Annotated in this window: 16 protein-coding genes; 1 reads left to right on the forward strand and 15 read right to left on the reverse strand. The window is 63.9% G+C overall.

Features of this window, described 5'->3' with window-relative positions; all coding sequences use genetic code 11:
- Window positions 1-15: 15 nt before the first annotated feature.
- Window positions 16-1143, reverse strand: a complete 1128-nt coding sequence (locus F4X08_14410) for a Gfo/Idh/MocA family oxidoreductase (protein ID MYD26991.1) — start codon at window positions 1141-1143, stop codon at window positions 16-18.
- Between the two features lie 181 nt (window positions 1144-1324).
- On the opposite strand from F4X08_14410, the gene F4X08_14415 reads away from it, so the two are divergent.
- On the forward strand, window positions 1325-3157 hold the full coding sequence (locus F4X08_14415; protein MYD26992.1) for a cyclase family protein: 1833 nt from the start codon (window positions 1325-1327) through the stop codon (window positions 3155-3157).
- Between the two features lie 135 nt (window positions 3158-3292).
- On the opposite strand, the gene F4X08_14420 is transcribed toward F4X08_14415, so the two are convergent.
- The 14 genes from F4X08_14420 to rsmD all read right to left on the reverse strand — a co-directional run bounded on the left by F4X08_14420 (window position 3293) and on the right by rsmD (window position 15170).
- A complete protein-coding gene (locus F4X08_14420; GenBank protein ID MYD26993.1) occupies window positions 3293-3553 on the reverse strand; it encodes a peroxidase in 261 nt (86 codons plus the stop codon).
- Between the two features lie 36 nt (window positions 3554-3589).
- Window positions 3590-3871, reverse strand: a complete 282-nt coding sequence (locus F4X08_14425; protein ID MYD26994.1) for a hypothetical protein — start codon at window positions 3869-3871, stop codon at window positions 3590-3592.
- Entirely contained in the window at window positions 3858-5213 is a 1356-nt protein-coding gene (locus F4X08_14430) for an amino acid permease (protein ID MYD26995.1), read from the reverse strand. The genes F4X08_14425 and F4X08_14430 overlap by 14 nt, the downstream gene beginning before the upstream one ends.
- A 39-nt stretch (window positions 5214-5252) precedes the next feature.
- On the reverse strand, window positions 5253-6056 hold the full coding sequence (locus tag F4X08_14435; GenBank protein ID MYD26996.1) for a phytanoyl-CoA dioxygenase family protein: 804 nt from the start codon (window positions 6054-6056) through the stop codon (window positions 5253-5255).
- Window positions 6049-6354: a hypothetical protein gene (locus F4X08_14440; protein MYD26997.1), complete on the reverse strand. Its 306-nt coding sequence runs from the start codon at window positions 6352-6354 to the stop codon at window positions 6049-6051. The genes F4X08_14435 and F4X08_14440 overlap by 8 nt, the downstream gene beginning before the upstream one ends.
- The gene (rfaE2, locus tag F4X08_14445) at window positions 6354-6848 is read right to left on the reverse strand and encodes a D-glycero-beta-D-manno-heptose 1-phosphate adenylyltransferase (protein ID MYD26998.1); all 495 of its coding nucleotides are present in this window, start codon (window positions 6846-6848) and stop codon (window positions 6354-6356) included. Before rfaE2 ends, F4X08_14440 begins: the two co-directional genes overlap by 1 nt.
- A gap of 136 nt (window positions 6849-6984) precedes the next feature.
- A complete protein-coding gene (gene dprA / locus F4X08_14450) occupies window positions 6985-8115 on the reverse strand; it encodes a DNA-protecting protein DprA (protein MYD26999.1) in 1131 nt (376 codons plus the stop codon).
- 102 nt (window positions 8116-8217) lie between these two features.
- Window positions 8218-9243: a GTPase ObgE gene (obgE, locus tag F4X08_14455; GenBank protein MYD27000.1), complete on the reverse strand. Its 1026-nt coding sequence runs from the start codon at window positions 9241-9243 to the stop codon at window positions 8218-8220.
- Between the two features lie 32 nt (window positions 9244-9275).
- On the reverse strand, window positions 9276-10505 hold the full coding sequence (locus tag F4X08_14460) for an NADP-dependent isocitrate dehydrogenase (GenBank protein MYD27001.1): 1230 nt from the start codon (window positions 10503-10505) through the stop codon (window positions 9276-9278).
- Window positions 10506-10552: 47 nt separating this feature from the next.
- Entirely contained in the window at window positions 10553-11476 is a 924-nt protein-coding gene (mdh, locus tag F4X08_14465; protein MYD27002.1) for a malate dehydrogenase, read from the reverse strand.
- A 43-nt stretch (window positions 11477-11519) separates the two neighbouring features.
- The gene (locus tag F4X08_14470; protein ID MYD27003.1) at window positions 11520-12059 is read right to left on the reverse strand and encodes an NYN domain-containing protein; all 540 of its coding nucleotides are present in this window, start codon (window positions 12057-12059) and stop codon (window positions 11520-11522) included.
- 713 nt (window positions 12060-12772) lie between these two features.
- Window positions 12773-13984 (reverse strand): pyridoxal phosphate-dependent aminotransferase, encoded by a 1212-nt coding sequence (locus tag F4X08_14475; protein ID MYD27004.1) that lies wholly within the window; start codon window positions 13982-13984, stop codon window positions 12773-12775.
- 47 nt (window positions 13985-14031) lie between these two features.
- On the reverse strand, window positions 14032-14517 hold the full coding sequence (coaD, locus tag F4X08_14480) for a pantetheine-phosphate adenylyltransferase (protein MYD27005.1): 486 nt from the start codon (window positions 14515-14517) through the stop codon (window positions 14032-14034).
- Window positions 14514-15170: a 16S rRNA (guanine(966)-N(2))-methyltransferase RsmD gene (gene rsmD, locus F4X08_14485; protein MYD27006.1), complete on the reverse strand. Its 657-nt coding sequence runs from the start codon at window positions 15168-15170 to the stop codon at window positions 14514-14516. Before rsmD ends, coaD begins: the two co-directional genes overlap by 4 nt.
- Between the last annotated feature and the right edge of the window lie 69 nt (window positions 15171-15239).

Consider the following 15239-nt stretch of genomic DNA (forward strand, 5'->3'; position numbering starts at 1 on the left):
GTCGCCGTGGATCCGTCAAATCCAGCCGTGATCGGTGTTTACCGGCGTGCCGGACTGCTGGTGGGTCCACTGTCCCCCGCTGGCCAGCGGCACCTCCCGGCCTGAAATGGAAGACTGCTCCGCGGCGAACAGGATCTCCATGACGTGACGGCCCCATTCTCCCGGGGTGGGCGGCTCTATGTTATCGCGTATCGCCTCGACGAACCCCTTCCACTCATTGTACATGGGATGGGGAGGGTCGTCGAAGGGCACGTCTTCCCACCGATTGTCCTTGCCTATCCTGACGTACTTCTCGCCTGACTCGCTGAAGCGCAGCGATCCGTTGGCGCAGATCACCTGGCACTCGTGGTTGGGTCCGCCATCGGCGTAGCCGACGGCCACCGCCACGCCCGACGTGCCGTTCTTGTAACGAATGAAGGCCGTGGCGGAATCGTCCGCGGCCTGGTAGTGCGCCCGATTGCCGATGCTGGCGGAGACCGAGACCGCCTGCGAGGCCATGACCCAGGAGAGCCGGTCCACCACGTGGACCCCGTTGGTCATCCACATACCGCCGCCGTGGAACCGGCTGCGGTACTGGGGCCTGCGGCCGCCGTGCCCCCAATTCTTGGACATGTAGCACACCCCCGTGATGGCCGGTCCCAGGATGCCGGAATCCAGGATCTCCTTGGCCTTCACGCTGGTGCCGTAGAAGTGCTGCGTTAGTCCCACCATGAGCTTGACGCCGTTGGCCGCGGCGGCGACGATCATGTCGTCGCACTGGTCCAGGCTGATCGCCATGGGTTTCTCCACCAGGACGTGCTTGCCCGCGTTGCAGGCGTCCACGGTCAGCCGGTGATGCAGCTGGTGGCCGAGGACGATGGCCACCGCTTCGACCTCGTCGTCCTCAAGCAGTTCCGTGTGAGTGGCGTACCCCCTGGAGATGTCGTACCCGTCCATGTATTCGCGGCGCTTTTTCTCGAGCAGATCGGCGACCGCCACGATCTCCACGCCGTCCAGGTTCGCTATGGCCTCGCAGTGGGGACGGGCGATGCCGCCCAGTCCGATGATGCCGACGCGCAGGTTAGACACGGGTGAGGCTCCTTTGATGGGTGTGGGGAATCGGATCGACGGCGGTCGTGGCTGCCTCCGTCGCCGGTATCTTATTGTTTGCCAGCCGTATTCGGCCCCTGTATACTTTACTTGTTATAAACCTGATATAAAAGTCGCCTAAGCACGAAGTTGCGACCGTTGATCTTTCCCGGATCGCGTTGGCGAAACGATACGATCACGGTAGCACTGTAATTCGTCGTAGGCCGGTTAACAACCGTTATTCGCGGTCGACTTCATGACGATTTCCCGGAAGATCGCCTATAGGGAGCGTACCATGTACCCGATCCGTAAGCACGCACGCGCGGCCAGGCGAGCCCGCGGCGTGGCACTCACCGTCCTCATCCAGTGGATCACCCTTTCGGCTGCCGCCCAGTACACGCCGGTAGGCCCCGACGACGTGGTCGATCTTTCGCCTGTCATTTCCGGGCGCCACTACCAGTACTGGCCGGGCGGACAGGTACACCACCAGCCCCTCGTTGTGCCCTATATCGTACACGGAGACCGGCCGTGGGCGTCGGACCTGATTATCCTGGACGAAAACACGGCGACGCAGACGGACACGCCAGCCCACATGATGCCGCCCCAGCACAGCGGGTTGCCGAACGCCCATTACTGGGGCGATCTTACGGTGGAAAAAGTACCGGCCTGGCAATTAGTGGGCGAAGTGTACAAGATCGACGGCCGGTCCATGCTGGACCAGGCCCCGCCGGGCGTGAGCCCCCTGTTCACCATAGATGTAGTAAAGGCCGCCGAGGCGGCGCGCAGGCCCATGGGACCGGGCGACGCCGTCCTGTACTGGAGCGGGTACGACGACCGCCACGACCGGCCCGCGCCGGACGACCGCCGCCTGATCGTTGAACCCGTCGCGGGGACGGCACCTGGATGGCCCGCGCCGGACTACGACGCGGCGGAATACGTCGGCAGCCGGGGAGTCTGGCTCATGGGCATCGACAGTCCGAGCATGGGCGGGCTGGGTCCGCCCCGCTACATCGCGTCGGGTCCCGACGGCATGTACGTAAATCCCCTCGCCCTGGAAAGCCATCTCGGCCATTTCAAGTACGGTGCCGTGCACACGGAGGGACTGATCAACCTGGACAGGACGCCCAACGGATCCCTGTACATCGCCCTTCCGGTCAAGCACGAGAACTCACCCACGGTGGAAACGCGGGCGGTGGCCATAACCAATCCGGACCTGGCTGCGCGTCTGCTTGAGGCCGTTAAGTCGAAACGGGTGGTCGACCTCTCCGTAACGCTGTCCATGGACCGCCCCGTCTGGTGGCCGGGCCGCGGCGTGGGCCGTCACGTCTTCCCCTATTCGAGGGTGCAGCCGGTGAACTATTTCGATGGTCCCTTCGGCCCCTACTGGGTCAACACCCACTTCATGGATGCTCATACCGGGACCCACGTGGATCCGCCCGCGCACTACGGCCCTCCGCCCGGATTCGACACGGGCAGGTATGACGAAACGGTCCGTGCCGCGCTAAGGGAGTTCGAGGCCGAGCACGGTCCGCTGAAGCGCACGGAGATGACGACGGAAAAAGTCCCGCTGCACCACTTCATGGGGCCCGCCCGGGTCGTCAACGTGCAGCACCGTGTGGGGACGACCTCGTGGGATGACTGGCCGGCTTCACCGGCCATCACGCTGGACGATGTCAGGAGACACGAGGATCTGTACGGGGAGATCGAGGACGGCGAGGTCGTGCTCTTCCATACGGGACATACGGACACACACTTCCGCCGCTTCATCCGGGTCCTGGTGGAACAGAGTGTCAAAGCGCCCCTGGACGGACAGTCCGAGGGATGGCCGGCGCCGGGTGCGGAAGTTATCGCCTACCTGGCCGGGAAAGGCGTGAAACACGTGGGCATCGATGCACCCGACATGGGATCAGTGGACCCGGTGGAATCGATGAAGACGCACTGGGCGGCGGTGAACCACGACATGATCTTCACGGAGTATCTGATTGGCGTGGGGCAGCTTCCGCCGAAAGGCGCTTTCTTCATCTTCCTGTGTCCCCGCCTCGAAAACAACCACGGCGGACCGGGCCGGGCAATCGCGATACTCCCGTAAAGTGGCGTCACGATCGCCTCCCGCCCGGGCGGCGAGGTCCCCCGCCCGGGGCAGGTCCGCCCGACCGGGCGGCCCATCTGGTCCGCCCGACCGTGTCAACCGCGCCCGCCCGGTACAGGTTCACCCGCCGGTGTCTTACGAATCGTCCGCGTCCCGTCCCACCCCCAGGGCGTCCGCGACGCGGTTGATGTAGTTGAACCACGACGCGATCAGGGTGATCTGGAGGATCGCTACGTCGTCGAACCCCTCGGACCGCAGTCCTTCGAGATCGGCCTTCCGGATCTGCGTGGCATCCTCGGTAAGCCGGATGGCGAAATCCAACATCGCCCGGTCCTGCGCGTTCAGCGGCGCCTTGTCGTAGTCGTACTTGATCGCTTCGACCAGTTCGCCGTCCAACGTGACCCGACGCAGAAACTCTGCGTGCGAATCAATTCAGTAAACACACCGGTTTCTCGACGAGACGATGGTCGAGATCATCTCGTGCTGCCTGCGGCTCAACGGAAGATCCGGCGACAGCAACACCCCGAAGGTGGCGAAAGCATGATGCAGCGCCTCCGGGATCAATGAATGGGACGCCACGATGCCGGACGTGCCGTCGTCTGTGGGATGCACCGGCGTGTCGTACTCCGTGGGATAAAGCGCGCGCTGTGCCTCGAGGGCGGCGAGCAGCCGTTCGTCCCCATCCGATGCGGAAACGGTCTTAATCCATGCCATGGGCTTCTCCTGACGGTCTTTGCTGCGAAGTCTGGTTTCTGAATACGAGAAAGTATACCGGTATCCCCAGGACCGTCACGCCGACGCCGAGCAGGGCCTGCACGGGACTGTTGCCGAAGAGCAGCACGAGCAGGACCGCGGCGAGGATCAGGAACAGCACCGGGGTGACGGGATAGAATGGGGTCCGGTAGGGTGGCGTCTCGGCCGACCTGCGACGAACCACGAACAGGCCCGCCACGGTGAGTGCGATGAACAGTACGGCCACGAAGATGAAGTAATCCAGGATCTGGCTGAAGGTCCCCAGCCACACCAGCAGCGAAGCCAGTCCGCCCTGGATGGCGATCGCGCGGTAGGGCGTGCCGAAGGCGGGATGGACCGCGCCGGCGAAGCGGAGGAAGACCCCGTCCCTGGCCATGGCGAAATACACCCTCGGCGCCATGAGCAGCAGTCCGGTCAGGCTGCCGACGATGGACAGGATGACCACGGAGGAAAACAGGATGCCGCCGCTGCGTCCGAAGAGCACCTCGCCGGCCTGCGCCGCGAAGGTCTCGTCGCTGGTGACCTGGGATACGGGCACGAGGTACATGAAGACGGCGCTGGTGGAGATGTAGGTCAACGCGACGATGCCTACGGCCAGCAGCAGCGCCCGGGGCAGGGTGCGCGCCGGGTCCTTGATTTCACCGGCCACCTTGTTCAGGTCCCACCAGCCGGCGAAGGCGAAGAAGGCGCCCACGATGCCGCCGGCGAGGGCGCCGAACAGCGGGCCGGAATCCGCGGGCCGCGCCACGAAAGGCGTGAAGTTCGACCAGTCACCGAGCCCCAGGCCGAACCCCAGGAGGGAGATGACCGCGAGCACCCCGACCTTGAACACGGTCAGCAGGACGATGATCCAGGCGCCGATGCGCACGCCGTAGATGTTGACGGCGGTGAGGACGGCCAGCACGGCGATGGCCAGCAACTTCATCGCAACCGGATCCATCGCGTAGATATGGCCCGCGTAGCTCGCCATCCCGGTCGCCAGGGTCGCCGTGATGCCCGGATCCAGCACCATCAGGGACATCCAGCCGTACAGAAAGGCCGTCGGCGTGCCGTAGGCCTCCCGGAGATAGACGTATCCGCCGCCCGCGTGGGGATACCTGGACGCCAGTTCACCGAAACACAGCGAACCGCAGAGGGCCATCCCGGCCATCGCCAGCCAGGTGACGAGCAGCAGCAGGGGCGATCCCAGCGACTTGGCCATCCCGGCGGGCACCAGGAAGATCCCCACGGCGATCATCCCGCTGATCACCATGGCCGTGGTCGGCCAGATACCCAGTTGTCGGCGCAGGTTACCCGTGGTCATGAACGCGTTTTCGTCGAGTTGGAAAACAGGACCGGCTGATCACACCAGTTCGGGTTCGTTTTCGATCCGGCTCAGCCAGTAGTGGTTGTCGAACTGGTCGTCACCGGTCAGAAACCGCCAGAAGTGGATCCGGTTGACATGTTCGATACGCTCTTCGTTCCCGTGCCACGGCTGGTTCGTGCTCAGGACATGGCTGACTTCCGGATCGTCGATGTCCTCCGTGTTCCACAGCCGGAGCTGCCTGACTGTCGGATTAAGGCGCAGCTTGAACATGTACCGCATCTCGTCGGTGCGATTCGGCTGGGCGCAGTGCCACATGCCGTGATGGAGCACGATCACCGTCCCGGCCTTGCAGATCATCGGCACCTGGCCCACGAAATTGTGGTAGCGGGCGATGTCGGATTCGCTGATGCGGCGGTAGTGGCTGCCGGGAAGGATCAGCGTGCCCCCCATCTCCCTGGGCGTGTCGTGGGCGAAATACATGAACTGGATGTCGAAGTGCAGCCGCGTGTCGATGATCGCGTCCGCGTGCCAGTGCTGTCCGAAATGGTGGCCTGCCGCTACGGTGTGCACGGCGTGGTGATCGTACAAAGGATCCGGACCGACGAGGCTGTGGATGATGCCCTCGATCTCCGGCAGCCTGAAAACGCGTCCCACGGCCGCGTCCGGCCAGATGGCGCTCAGGGGCGATCCCGCTTCTTCCCGTGGAATGGCCTGGTTGTCCATTTCCGCTTTCACAGCCTGGTTGAGGTCGTCGGGCACCAGTTCGTCGAAACGGAGATACCCCTCCGCGACGAACCGCGCCATTTGCTTCGAATTCAACAGATGGGTGCTGTCAGCCATCGACCACCTCCATTTTTTCGAGTATGTACTCGTACTTGAGATAGGACACCTGGTATTCCGTGCCCGGATAGGCAGGATACTGCTGGGGAAACTGGACGACCCGCCAGCCGTCCCGCATGGCGTCCACTACCGACGCGTAGGGCGGATCCGTAGCGCCGCCCGAGTCCGCGGCGTCCCCCGATGTATGGCGTTCGTCGGCGGCCGAGGTGCCGTCGAATTCGGACCAGGCCACGACGCCGGCATGCAGGTCGGGGGTCCGCAGGTAGAGCACCAGCAGTTTCTGGCGTGTTTCAGACATTAAGAACCCTTTCCGGTGATGCGTTCTATCGTGTCGGTGGTCGACATGCCGTCCAGCACGGGCACTCTCTCCACGCGGCCGCCGTAGGCTTCCACCACGTCCCAGCCCACCACTTCCTCGTGGCCGTAGTGACCTCCTTTGACCAGGACGTCCGGTTTGAGCAGGTTGAGCAGCGGGATGGGCGTTGGCTCGCTGAAAAGGACCACATGGTCCACGCAGGCCAGGGCGCCGAGCATGTAGGCCCGTTCCGTCTCGCCATAGATCGGCCGGCCTTCGTCCTTGATCGCCCGGACGGACGCATCGGTGTTAATGGCCACGATGAGCAGGTCGCCGTACGATCGCGCGGTCTGCAGGAGATGGACATGGCCCGGATGGAGCAGGTCGAAGCAACCGTTCGTGAATACGACGGTGGCGCCTCTCCGGCGCGCGCGCTCCACGACCGCTGCAAGTTCATCGCGTTCGAGGAGTTTACCGCGGGATTGCTGATCGTGCATAACCGGTCACAGCGTACGTTTTGGCGGTTCAAGCGAGTTGTCCTTGATGTAACATCGGGAGAGCGGGGCGTGTCAACCTAAATTACCGGGGGGAGGGCCGCCGGACTGTTGGGTTCAGGCGGCGGGACGGACGAGGTCAGGATCTCACGAACATCATGCCCGGCAATTGCCGCACCGCGCCTTTCAGTTCGAGCGCCAGCAGGATGCCGAGCGCCTGGGAGGACGTAAGGGAAAGGGCGGACGCCAGGTGGTCGATGTGTCTGGGATCCGAGGTAACCTGGCCGTACATGGATTCCTCTTCGGGCGGCAGTTCGAAAGCCGGGCCGGCCGGTTCCGGTTCCGACCGGATCGGGTCGAAGCCCAGCCGGGGCGCCAGTTCGTCGATCACGTCCTCGACCCGCTGGATCAACTTGGCCGTACCGTCCTTGATCAGCCGGTTCACCCCCTCGCTGCTCGCCGCGTCCAGCGGTCCGGGTACGGCAAAGACCTCGCGGCCCTGGTCCAGGGCGAAGCGTGCGGTGATCAGCGCTCCGCTGCGCTTGCCGGCCTCCACCACGATCGTTCCCAGCGTCGAACCGCTGATAATCCGGTTTCGCTGGGGGAAATTAACGGCGTCCGGGCCGGTTCCGAAGGGGTGCTCCGTCATCACGGCGCCATGTTCCCGGATGGTCGCCATCAGCTTGCGGTTCTCCGCGGGGTACGGCCGGTCGAGGCCCGAACCCAGTACCGCCACCGTGCGGCCGTTGCCGCGCAGTGCGGTCCGGTGGGCGAGTGTGTCCACGCCCCGCGCCAGGCCGCTCACGACGGTGAACCCGTATGAGCTGAGTTCCGCGCTGAAGGACTCGGCCATCTTCCGGCCATAGGCGGAGGTAAAACGCGTCCCCACGATGGCGATGGACTGCTCGTCCTCCGCTTCCCAGCCGCCGGAAACGAAGAGCAGCGGCGGCGGATCGTAGATCTCGAGTAGCCGATCGGGATAGTCGCGGTCGCGGAAGGTGACGATGCGCGCGTCGTGCCGATCGAGCAGGCGCAGTTGGCGGTCGACGAAGGCCTCGTCCCGGTGCCCGCGCACCGCCCGGGCGATCTGTGGTCCCACCCCTTCGGTCTCGGCCAGTTCGTCCACGGTGGCGGACAGGGCCGCGGCGGGCGACCCGAACTGGCGCAACAGCGCGTGGAACCGCGACGCGCCCACGCCCGGCACGCGCGCAAGGGTCAGCCAGGACGCCAGGTCCGCCATGGACAGGTCGGCCATAGACAAGTCCTCCATAGCCAGGTCCTCAAGGGACGGGCCATTCGGTGCATGATACGGATTACGGAACTAACCGGGAACCCGTCGGCACGGAACTCCGTCCGACGCGGTTCTTACAGATTAGTCGGGCGAGTCGGTTCCGATCTCGTGAAGAATCTGGCCGATTTCCCCGAGGAGGTCGGGGATGCCTTCTCCGGTGGCGGATGAGATCGCCAGCACGGGGTTGTTGCGCTGGCCCGCGTGCTTAGCGCGGTCGGGATCCACGACGAGGCCGTCCAGGGCGGAACGGTCCACGATCAGGTCCAGTTTGGAGAAGACGACCAGGGCGGGGCGGGAGAGGAGTACGGGATTGAACTGGCGGAGTTCATTGACGAGCACTTGGTAATCGTGCACGGGATCTGGCTGGCTTGCGTCGAGCAGGAAGACGAGGATCCGGGTCCGTTCGATGTGGCGGAGGAACTGGTGTCCGAGTCCCTTACCCTCGTGGGCGCCCTCGATCAGGCCGGGGATGTCCGCGAGGACGAAGCGGTCGTAGTCTCCCAGTTTGACGATGCCCAGGTTGGGTTCGAGGGTGGTGAAGGGATAGTCGGCGATCTTGGGTCTCATGGCGGACAGACGGGACAGCAGGGTGGATTTGCCCGCATTGGGATGACCGACCAGCCCGACGTCGGCGATCAGCTTCAGTTCGAGTTCCAGCAGGCGTTCCTCGCCCGGCTGGCCCTCCTCCCATCGCCGGGGCGCCCGGTTAGTGGACGTGGCGAAGGCCGAGTTGCCGCGGCCGCCATGGCCTCCCCGGGCGATGACCAGGGTCTGGTCCTCCCCGACCATGTCGGAAATCATCGAGCCGGACTCCCGGTCTTTGACGATGGTCCCGGGGGGGACGCCGATGACCAGGTCCGGGGCATTCCGGCCGTGCATGTCCTTGCCCTGTCCGTGGGTGCCGTTCCGGGCCCGGTACAGGTGCTGGTACTGGAAGTCGAGCAGCGTGCGCTTGCCCGGGTCGACCTGCAGGACGACATGGCCCCCGTCGCCGCCGTGGCCGCCGTCCGGTCCGCCCCGCGGCACGTTCTTCTCGCGGCGGAAGCTGCAGCAGCCGTTGCCGCCGCGTCCGGCTTTTACGTGGATTCTCGCGAAGTCGACGAACATGAGGGATACCCGAAGATCCGGCCGCCCAAGGCCTACATCCGCTCGATGATGGCGGTGCCGAATTCCGAGCACTTGACTTCCTGCGCACCGTCCATCAGGCGGGCGAAATCGTACGTTACGATCCTGCCCCCGATGGCTTTCTCGATCCCCTGGATAATCAGGCCGGCCGCTTCGTCCCAGCCAAGATAGCGCAGCATCAGTTCGCCGGAGAGGATGACGGAACCCGGGTTGACCTTGTCCTGGTTGGCGTATTTCGGCGCCGTGCCGTGGGTCGCTTCGAACACGGCGTGTCCGGTCTTGTAGTTGATGTTGCCGCCCGGCGCGATACCGATACCGCCCACCTGGGCGGCCAGGGCATCGGAAATATAATCGCCGTTCAGATTCATGGTGGCGATGACGTCGAACTCGTCGGGACGGGTCAGGATCTGCTGAAGGAAGATGTCTGCGATGGCGTCCTTGACCAGGATCTTGCCCTCCGGGACGTTGCCCCCGCATTCGTCCCAGCTGACCAGCCGGTCCGGGTACTCCTCCTTCGCGAGTTCGTATCCCCATTTCTGGAAGGCGCCTTCCGTGAACTTCTGGATGTTGCCCTTGTGCACCAGGGTGACGCTCTTGCGGTTCCGCGCGATGGCGTACTCGACCGCCGCGCGGATCAACCGCTTGCTGCCGGTCTCGCTCACCGGCTTGATGGCGATGCCCGAATCGGATCGGATTTCCCACCCGAACTGTTCCCTGCAGAAGGCGATCAGCCTGGCGGCCTCGTCGCTGTAGGCCTCCTGTTCCTTCCCGGCGTACACGTCCTCCGTGTTCTCGCGGAAGATGACCATGTCCACCTTCTCGGGATGACGCACCGGACTGGGCACGCCGGTGAACCAGCGTACCGGCCGCAGGCATACGTACAGGTCGAGGATCTGGCGAAGCGCCACGTTCAGGCTGCGGATGCCGCCCCCCACGGGCGTGGTCAGGGGTCCCTTGATGCCCACCAGGTATTCCCGGAAACTTTCTACCGTTTCATCCGGAAGCCAGCTGTCCGTAAGGTTGAAGGCCTTTTCGCCTGCCAGTACCTCGTGCCACGCGATGCGGCGGTCACCGCCGTACGCCTTGTCGACGGCGGCATCGAAAACGCGCTGAGCCGTCCTCCAGATATCCGGTCCCGTGCCGTCGCCTTCGATGAATGGGATGACCGGCTGGTCCGGGACGTTGAGCACGCCCCGGTCATCGATGGTTATGTGTTTTCCACCAGCGGGTGGTTTTGCAGCCATGTCGCGTTCTTCCTCCTCCGTCTGCATTCTTTCATTTGATGAGGATGTTATATGCCCAGTTCGTCCAGGCTCTCCTGGTACACCGAGGCGGAAGCACGCAGCGCCGCCCGTTCGTCTTCCGAAAGTGCCAGTTCGATCACTTCCTCGATACCCTCGCTGCCCAGCTTCACGGGCACCCCCACGCAGACGTCCCGCAGTCCGTACTCGCCTTCCAGCATGACCGAGGCGGGCAGTACGCGGTTCTTGCCCTTCAGGACGGATTCCACCATCTGGACGACGGAGGCCGCCGGGGCGTAGTAGGCGCTGCCCGTCTTGAGGTAGTTGACGATCTCCGCGCCGCCGTCGCGGGTCCGCTGAACGATGCGGTCGATGGCTTCCCGGGACAGCAGCTCGGTGATGGGTATGCCGGAGACCGTGGTGTACCGCGGGATGGGGACCATGGTGTCGCCGTGCCCGCCGAGAATGATCGCCTGCGTGTCTTCCATGGATACGCCGAGTTCCATGGCGACGAAGGAGCGGTAGCGGGCGCAGTCGAGCACGCCGGCCTGTCCGTAGACGCGCTTCCGCCCGTACCCCGATACCTTGAGGGCGACATAGGTCATGACGTCCAGCGGGTTGCTGACCATCAGGATCTGGGCATCCGGCGCGTACTTCACGATGTTTTCGGTTACGGACGTGATGATCTCCGCGTTCTTCTTCAACAGATCGAGCCGGTCCATGCCCGGCTTGCGGGCCAGGCCGGCGGTGACCACCACGAGGGCCGCGCCTTCCAGGGCCGCGAAATCGTTGGAGCCTTCGATCGCTGAATCATAGCCCAGTACCGGCCCGGCTTCCATCATGTCCAGTCCCTTGCCCTGCGGGATGCCGTCCACCACGTCGATCAGGGCGATATCGCCAAGTTCCTTCTGCGCGGCGTACAGGGCAGCGGTCGCGCCCACGTTTCCCGCACCGACCATGCCGATCTTTACCATTTGTTCCTCCATGTATAAACGATGTCTCGAATGTCCTGCGACTTTAGCGGGCCGGATCCATATCGATCAGCAGCGACGCGTCGATGGGATGGTAATGGTCCGCGGTTTCCATCAGGTCCCGCGCCGTGTTGTGCGGAAAGGAAAACACCTCCACGCGCGGGCCCAGTTCCTTGAGCAGCTGGATCAGCGACACGAAATCCCCGTCGCCGCTGGCCAGGATGACGACGTCGACCTTCTCGGCCATTCTGATCATGTCGATGGCCATCTCCATGTCCCAGTCGCCTTTCGCCGAGCCGTCGCTGCGCCTGCGGAGATCCTTCCGCTTCACCTCGTAGCTGAACTGTTCCAGCATGGTGACGAATCCGCTCTGGTCCACCTCCGGGGTCTGGATCACGTAGGCGTAGGCCCGTATCAGCCGGCGATCGCTCACGGCGGCCTGCATGAGCTTCTCGAAATCCACCCGCGCCGCCATGCCGTGCTGTTGCCGGGCGGCATACCACATGTTCTGCACATCGATGAAGAGGGCGACCCTTTCAGATTCCGCGCCGCTTTCTTCGCTGAACTGTTCGATTCGCCGCTGCATCTCCCTGACGCGGTCTTCCAGGATCCGATTCCGTTTTTCCAGGTCCGCGCCGTACCGCCGGGCTTCGATCAACGCCGGGTCGGTATCCTCCATTCCGCGCCCGTCCTCCATCGGGCGTGCGTCCTCCGGCCCGCCGTTCAGGACGGGATCGTCCCGCAGGTAGGGGGACGCCGTCTCCTCCGATACGCCGGATCGGGATTGAAAGGCCGGTATTCGGTTCAGGCGTTCGATCGCCGGTGCGTAAACCGCCTCGCGTTCGTCCAGCAACATGGCGAAGGTCATCCGTCCGCACTCCCGGGTATAGGCGTCGGTCCGGTCACTCAACAGGGAGTTGATGCCTTCGGGGGACGAACTACCGATCTGTTCGATCTCCCGTGAACTGGTCTGAACCAGGGTCCGGATGACCTGCGCGGCCGTGACTTCCCGCTCGAAGCAGTCCCCGGCGAGCTGCGCGGCGAGCGTGTGCATCGCCGTAGTCGCCAGGTCCCGCCCGTCCCGGACCAGTCCGCAGATGTGCAGCAGCTTGACGATCAGTTGACGGTCGAGGGCGAGTTCCAGGACCCGGGCAAGCCCCTTCTCGTCGATCCTGCTGAAAAGATGCCGGTAATCCGCCAGCGTGGTTTTCGAGTTCTCCATGGTTCCGCCGTGCGTTCGACAGGTTGCCGCTGAGCTTCGCGTGCGTTCGACAGGTTGCCGTGGAGCTTCGCGGTCGGTCAACCCGCCAGGGACGACAACCCCTCCTCTACCCGGTCCATGCCCCTTTCGATCACGTCCAGGGTGGTTGCATAGGAAAACCTCAGGCATCCCTCGGACCCGAAGGCGGCGCCCGGCGCCGAAATCACCTGGTACGCCTCGAGCAGGTACATGGCGAGGTCCAGCGATCCTTCGATGGGGCTGCCGTCGGGCCGCGTTCGGCCCGAATACGCCGACAGGTCGGGAAACACGTAGAACGCGCCGCCGGGCGGGGCGCACGCCACGCCTTCCATGTTCTGCAGTCTTTCCATGATGTAGTTCCGTCGGCGATCGAACGCCCTGATCATGGGGGGCAGGAAGTCCTCGGGGCCGGTCAGCGCGGCAATGGCCGCGTGCTGGGTGATGGCGCTCGGATGTAAGACCGTCTGCCCCTGGAATTTCGAGACCAGATCCATTACCTCGGCGGGACCGGCGGCGTAACCCAGGCGCCACCCGGTCATGGCGTACGCCTTGGACAGTCCGTTGACCACCAGCGCCTGTTCCTTCATCTGCGGATGGAAGGCCGCGATGCTTATGTGTCGATGGCCGTCATACAGGATCTTCTCGTACAGTTCGTCCGTTATGACATATATCCCCGTATCCATGACCACTTCGGCGATGGCGGCGAGTTCGTCCCGCGCGTACACCATGCCCGTGGGATTGGAGGGTGAGTTGAGCAGGAGCGCCTTGGTCTTCGGCGTAATCGCGGACCGCAACTGGCCGGCCGTCACTTTGAAAGACGCGCCCGGACCCGTGTTCAGCACCACCGGAACGGCGCCCGCGAGCTTGACCATCTCGGGATAACTGACCCAGTAGGGCGCCGGGACGAGGACCTCGTCGCCTTCGTCGCAGATCACGTAGAGCAGGTTGTACAGGGCGTGCTTGCCTCCGGAGGTCGTCGCGATCTGGTTCGGTGCGTATTCGAGCCCGTTGTCCCGGACCAGCTTGCGGCAGATCGCTTCCTTGAGGTCCAGGATGCCGGTCGCGGGCGTGTACCGGGTGATGTTGTCCCGGATCGCCGCCATGCCGGCTTCCTTGATATGGTCCGGCGTGGGAAAGTCCGGTTCGCCCACGGCGAAGTTGAAAACCTCGACGCCTTCGCGTTTCATCGCGATGGCCCGCTCGTTGAGTACGGTGGTCGCGGAGGGTGCGATGCGATCCAGTTTTCGGGAAAGTGGACGAATAGCGGGCATGAGAAGGGGCGGAGGGTGGAGTCGGGAAGTCCTTGAATAACCGGGGGTCAGCCGGTCGAGCCGCGCTTTTCAGACAGCGCCTTTAACACAGGAGGCGGGACCTGATGGCTTACGTCGCCACCGAAGCGGAAGACCTCTTTCACGAGCGAAGAACTCACGTACACCGATGGTTCACCGGGAAAGAACGATACCGTGGTCACCGACGGGGCGAGGCGCCGGTTCATGAGCGCCATCTGGGATTCCGTTTCCAGATCTCCCGCGGAACGAACGCCGCGGACGATCGCATGGGCGCCGAGCCTTCCGGCCAGTTCGACCGTCAGTCCGTCCGACGACATCACCTCGACCCCCGTCCAGCCATCCACGGCCTGCCGGAAAAGATCCACGCGTTCCTCCACCGAAAACATCGGGTGCTTTTCCATATTGGTCGCAACGGCCACCACCACCCGGTCGAACACGGACAGCGCCTGTCTCAGCACATCCAGATGTCCGTTGGTTACAGGATCGAAAGTACCGGGATACACCGCAACTTTCATCGCCGGGTTCTCGATGAAGGAGGTGGAAGATCGATGGGCAGGACTTCCGTCGAGTTCATGGTTGTCGCCGGACCGTGCTGATCGGACCGAGGGTGTTGATCGGACCGGTCGGGCTGAAAGAAAGACAGCGCCGTGTCGCCGGTTGTTCGTCTGCGCACCAGGTCGAGACCTTCGCAGGATTCCGGTTGATCGTCTTTGTGATGCTCCAGGACGAGCAGGCCGCCCGGAGACAACACGTTCCGTTCGCCGACGGTCCGGACGATTTCCCGCGCAACCGGATCGCCATAGGGCGGATCGGCGAGTATGATGTCCGCCTCGCAGGCATGGTCGGCGAGGTGATCGAGACCCCGAACGGCGTCTGTCATCCAGATCCTGCTGCTTCCGCGAAACCCACAGAGGGCGAGATTGTCTCTTATCGTTTGGACGGCGCGCCGGTCGCGGTCGACGAACAGGCAGCAGCGCGCGCCGCGGCTCAGCGCTTCAATACCCAGGCTTCCTGTGCCGGCGCACAGGTCCAGCACCGTACCATCTACGATTCGTGCCGACAGGATGTCGAACAGCGATCCGCGTACGCGGCTGCCGGTGGGACGGATGTCGCCGGTTACGGACTTCAGCCGACGGCCCCTGGCGATTCCTGTGCTGATTCGCAGCATGATCCCCACCTCCGGCAATTACCGTTCGGACCACATCGAAAATAGATTTTCAGGGGGTGCATGTCAATA

This window comes from Gemmatimonadota bacterium, from assembly GCA_009841265.1.
In the GTDB taxonomy this organism is placed as follows: Bacteria; JAAXHH01; JAAXHH01; order JAAXHH01; family JAAXHH01; genus JAAXHH01.